This window comes from Flavobacterium sp., from assembly GCF_039930565.1.
Taxonomy (GTDB): Bacteria; Bacteroidota; Bacteroidia; order Flavobacteriales; family Flavobacteriaceae; genus Flavobacterium.
This window is the reverse complement of record NZ_JBDTTP010000135.1, coordinates 1-5,095: the sequence shown is the minus strand read 5'-3', so window position 1 is coordinate 5,095 and position 5,095 is coordinate 1. Positions and strand designations below refer to the sequence as shown.

Sequence of the window (5,095 nt, the reverse complement as noted above, 5' to 3'; positions counted from 1 at the left end):
AAGCTAACCAAATTGATTCACCATCTGAACAAGGAGAAGAAAAATTCTATTTGCACTATAATTTCCCACCATTTTCTACAGGAGAAGCTCGTCCCTTAAGAGGAACTTCAAGAAGAGAAGTTGGACACGGAAATCTTGCACAAAGAGCGTTGAAAAACATGATTCCTGCCGAAAACCCATATACGATCAGAGTTGTTTCTGAAGTATTGGAATCTAACGGTTCTTCTTCTATGGCTACAGTTTGTGCCGGAACATTAGCTTTGATGGATGCTGGTATTCAAATGATTCGTCCAGTTTCCGGAATTGCAATGGGATTAATTACTGATGGTGATCGTTTTGCAGTTTTATCTGATATTTTAGGTGATGAAGATCATTTAGGAGATATGGATTTCAAGGTAACCGGAACTTCAGAAGGTATTACAGCTTGTCAAATGGACATCAAAATTGACGGCTTGAAATATGAAATCATGGAGCAGGCTTTGGCTCAGGCTCGTGATGGACGTTTGCATATTTTAGGAAAATTACTTGAAACTCTTGCACAACCAAATGCAGATGTGAAAGCGCACTCTCCTAAAATCATTACCAGAACTATTCCTGGAAACTTTATTGGAGCACTTATCGGACCTGGTGGAAAAGTAATTCAGGAATTACAAAAAGCTACGGGAACAACTATCGTGATTAACGAAGTAAACGAAGAAGGTGTTATCGAAATCTTAGGTACAGATCCTGCTGGAATTGAAGCAGTATTGGCTAAAATCCAGTCTATCACTTTCAAACCAGCAATGGGAGAAGCTTACGAAGTTAAAGTAATTAAAATGTTAGATTTTGGAGCTGTAGTAGAATACACTGCTGCACCAGGAAACGAAGTTTTATTACACGTATCTGAATTAGCCTGGGAACGTACTGAAAACGTTACTGATGTAGTTAACATGGGTGATGTGTTCCAGGTTAAATATCTTGGTTTGGATCCTAAAACAAGAAAAGAAAAAGTGTCAAGAAAAGCACTTCTTCCAAGACCTCCACGTGAGGAGAAAAAAGAGTAATCAGATCTTATAGTTTACTAAAGGTTTAATTCATAGAAAGCCCCCAATTCATTTAATTGAATTGGGGGCTTTTCGAATAGCAGCCTAAAAGAAGATTGTTTTTAATTTCGTTATCTTTTAAACTGCCAGTTAAAAAAAGCAGTTTTCTTTTTTTATTTGTATTCCAAAGACCAAATTGCATGCCTCTCAAATCTTTAGAATTGTTGAATAATCCAATCTGAATTCCATTATGTCTTCTTGAAACATTTGAAATTCCAATCTGAACTCCATTTCCGGAATCAGACAAATTGACTAAACCTGAAATACTTACACCTGCAAAACTTTTAGCATTTAATATTCCTCCAATAGAAAAACCATTCATTTTATTCATTCCTGAAAATACTGAAATATTAACCCCTCTCATTTCTGCACCTCCTATAAAACCGCCTGAACTTACATTTAGTCCATTGATTTTTATGTACGTTTTCTCTTGATCATCAAAAAAAGCTGTATTGCTAATAACATTATCATTAATTCCAACAAAAACAGATTCAAACGGAACATTCAAAGCAAAAGTAAACAAAGCTAATGATAAAGGACTGGTTTCAATATTCAATCCATTGACTGTCTGACGTTTTATGTTTTGATTTTGTAATGTCCAACTCCAAGAGTAAAACCATTTACTTTATTAACTCTTTTAGAAATTGGGGACAAACTAAAAATCTTAATGCTGTCATTTCTAAAATTCTGATCAGATTTCCATCTAAAATAATCCAGATCAACACCTTCAATTGCAAAAGAACGCTTTTCGGATATAGTATCTGCTAAACTACTACCTACAACTTGAGATGGATTATCCTGAGCGTAACAAAATCGGCAAAACATTAGTAGAGCTATACTATATTGCTTATTCCTAATTCTTGAAATTGACTTTCTATTTATTTGATTCAATACTTTCATAACTATTCTTTATTTAAAATTACAATGATAACCTGCTTCAATTATTACAAATCGCAGACATTAGATTTTCCCATATTATTCAAATGTTTAAAATGCGAAAACATCATTTCGAATAATGTTTTATGATGATAAGGCTGCTTGTATTCTTTTGTCGTTTCTTCAATTATCTGATTGATTTCACTGTAATTAGTATGGCAGATATTAGGAAACAGATGATGTGCTGCATGGCAATTTGAGCCACCGCTTAAAAAACGCGCCCAACCTTTATTGGTATCCCAATCACAACTGGTATGAAGTTGATGAACTGCCCAGGTATGCTCCAAAAATTCCCCTTCCGGCTGAGGATAATCTGCACCATCAAAAAAGTGAGTCCCGACAAGCATGATTATAAAAATCAAAGAGGTAAAAGCGCTCGCCGTGACAAAAGTCAGAACAACAAAACTCCACGAAAAATCCGTAAAAAAAATTGGCAGAACAAGAACTAATAAAAAATAAAACACTTTATACACGATAAATCTAACATATAAATTAATTTTAGAAATCCCTCTTTTCATCCAGTCGTATTCATCTGAAAACAAATACACCCAATCGCTCATAAAAACAGAATGCAGCAAAGTAAACATATAAACAAATGGTGCGTAATAAGCCTGATACCTATGTTTGGGTTTCCAGGGATGGGTTGGACTCAATCTCAAAAACGGATTTTTATCTATATCAATATCACTTCCTTCTACATTGGCGTATAAATGATGTGACCGAATATGCCTTAATCCCCAAAGCAATGGATCGATTCCTATTGTCAGGAAACTAAAAAAATGCAAAACTGAATTCGCTTTTTTATTTTTGAATGCTGTGTTGTGAGAAGCATCATGACCAAAACTAAATCCTATTAATAATCCTGATAACTGAAAAATTACATAAAACAGCCAAAAGAATATTTTATCTGTAGAATTCGAAAAAAGAAAAGAGTAAGACAAATAGCAGATTAGCGTCCAGAACAATCCTTTAGTCCAAAATCTAAAATCTCCATAAGAAATAATTTTACCTTCAAGCTGGTTATGAACTCTCTCTTTTAAAGTTGAAAAAAATATTTTTTCTTCTTCTGATTTATTGAAATATTTAGTCTTCATAAAATTTATATTTTTTAAAATTATCAGACAAACCTATTGCAATTTTCACATATAAATATGCGTAAATTAATAATCAGGTTTTGTACATTTGTGATTATCGCAAAAAAAATGAAACATCAGGAATTATTTTTAAAAGCAATTCGATCCAAAATTCTCAAGTCAGTTTCTTTAATAGATGAAGTTGCTTCTATTTTAGAAATTAGCTATGACGCATCACATAGAAGAATATCTGAAAAAAGTAAATTTTCTATTGATGAAACTATCAAACTGGCAGATTATTACAGTATTTCGCTGGATAATTTGTTTTTGAAAAAAGAAAAAGTCATAATTGAAAAAACAATTGAAATTGAGACTTTAAAAGATATGGTCCAGTATTTCAAATCTTCAGCAGAGCAAATTGAAATATTGACCAAAAATCCTGAAACTATTCTTTTTTATTCTGCAAAGGATATTCCACTATTTTACTTTATGGATGGAACTATTTTATCAAAATTCAAAGCTTTTGTGTGGCTAAATTTATTAAATACAAATCATAAGACAGTTCCTTTTGAAAATTTTGTAATTGATGAATCCTTTACAGAATATATGATTAAACTGAAAAATACTTATCATAATGTTGCTGTAAATGAAATATGGAACGACACTACCATCAACAGTAGTTTACAACAGATATTATATTTTTATGAAGCGGGTCTGCTTTCTGTTAAAAGTGCAAATGCACTTTGTAAGGACTTAAAAAGAATTATCAATTTAATTCAGGAAAAATGCAATAATCCTAAAAACAATTTTTCTATTTATTATAACGAGCTAATTTTATTGAATAATAACATGCTCATAGAAACAAAAGAAAAACTAACAATGTTTGTACCGTATACGTTATTGGGTTATTTCATTACAGATCATAAAGAAAGCTGTAAAAATGTGCATCAATTTTTTAAACAGCAAATTATCAATTCAAAACCCTTGAGCCAGTCCGGAATCAAAGAGCAAAATTTGTTCTTTAACAGGGCTATCAGGAAAATAGATTATTACTTAGAAAAAATAAATACGCAGGTAGATTTACTTTTTTAAAATTATTTTTGATTGGTTTGTAACTTTTTCGAAACTCTTTACGTATAACCATTAGTACACTTTAAAAATAAGGAGACAATACAATGAGACAACTTAAAATCACCAAGCAGGTAACCAATCGTGAAACTGCATCGTTAGACAAATATCTACAAGAAATTGGAAAAGTTGACCTAATTACCGCTGACGAAGAGGTAGAATTAGCACAAAAAATAAAGGCCGGTGATCAGAAAGCTTTAGAGAAATTAACAAAAGCCAATCTACGTTTCGTAGTTTCTGTGGCAAAACAATATCAAAATCAAGGATTAACTCTTCCCGATTTAATTAACGAAGGAAATTTAGGTTTAATTAAAGCAGCCCAGCGTTTTGATGAAACCCGTGGTTTTAAATTTATCTCCTACGCAGTTTGGTGGATTCGTCAATCGATCCTACAGGCTTTGGCAGAACAATCACGTATCGTTCGTTTACCATTAAATAAAATTGGTTCTATCAATAAAATCAACAAGATGTATGCTTTATTAGAGCAATCTAACGAGCGTCCGCCTTCTGCCGAAGAAATTGCAAAAGAACTGGACATGACTGTAAATGACGTAAAAGAGTCTATGAAAAACTCCGGCCGTCACTTATCCATGGATGCACCTCTTGTAGAAGGAGAAGATTCTAACCTTTATGACGTTTTACGTTCCGGGGAATCTCCTAATCCTGACAGAGAATTGATACATGAATCTTTACGTACTGAAATTGAGCGTTCATTAGAAACATTAACCCCAAGAGAAGCTGATGTTGTTCGTTTGTATTTTGGTCTTGGTGACCAGCATCCAATGACTTTAGAAGAAATTGGAGAAACTTTTGACTTAACACGTGAGCGTGTTCGTCAGATTAAAGAAAAAGCAATCCGCAGATTAAAACATACTT

6 protein-coding genes are annotated in these 5,095 nt (G+C 32.8%); 3 read left to right on the top strand and 3 right to left on the bottom strand.

The window, feature by feature from the left end; all coding sequences use genetic code 11:
- A partial coding sequence (locus tag ABI657_RS18855) for a KH domain-containing protein (protein WP_348098817.1) occupies positions 1-1,043 on the top strand: 1,043 nt, incomplete at its 5' end.
- Positions 1,044-1,095: 52 nt separating this feature from the next.
- Here ABI657_RS18855 and ABI657_RS18850 read toward each other — a convergent pair.
- From ABI657_RS18850 to ABI657_RS18840, 3 genes are read right to left on the bottom strand one after another with little or no spacing between them, the layout of a single operon-like run.
- On the bottom strand, positions 1,096-1,638 hold the full coding sequence (locus ABI657_RS18850) for a hypothetical protein (protein WP_348098816.1): 543 nt from the start codon (positions 1,636-1,638) through the stop codon (positions 1,096-1,098).
- A gap of 20 nt (positions 1,639-1,658) precedes the next feature.
- Positions 1,659-1,982 carry a hypothetical protein gene (locus tag ABI657_RS18845; RefSeq protein WP_348098815.1) on the bottom strand — a complete coding sequence of 108 codons (324 nt, stop codon included), beginning with the start codon at positions 1,980-1,982 and terminating at the stop codon, positions 1,659-1,661.
- A 44-nt stretch (positions 1,983-2,026) separates the two neighbouring features.
- Positions 2,027-3,112 carry an acyl-CoA desaturase gene (locus tag ABI657_RS18840; RefSeq protein WP_348098814.1) on the bottom strand — a complete coding sequence of 362 codons (1,086 nt, stop codon included), beginning with the start codon at positions 3,110-3,112 and terminating at the stop codon, positions 2,027-2,029.
- 108 nt (positions 3,113-3,220) lie between these two features.
- Here ABI657_RS18840 and ABI657_RS18835 point away from each other — a divergent pair, with 108 nt between their 5' ends.
- Positions 3,221-4,183 (top strand): hypothetical protein, encoded by a 963-nt coding sequence (locus ABI657_RS18835; RefSeq protein WP_348098813.1) that lies wholly within the window; start codon positions 3,221-3,223, stop codon positions 4,181-4,183.
- Positions 4,184-4,266: 83 nt separating this feature from the next.
- The coding region (locus ABI657_RS18830; RefSeq protein ID WP_348098812.1) for a sigma-70 family RNA polymerase sigma factor at positions 4,267-5,095 on the top strand (829 nt) is incomplete at its 3' end.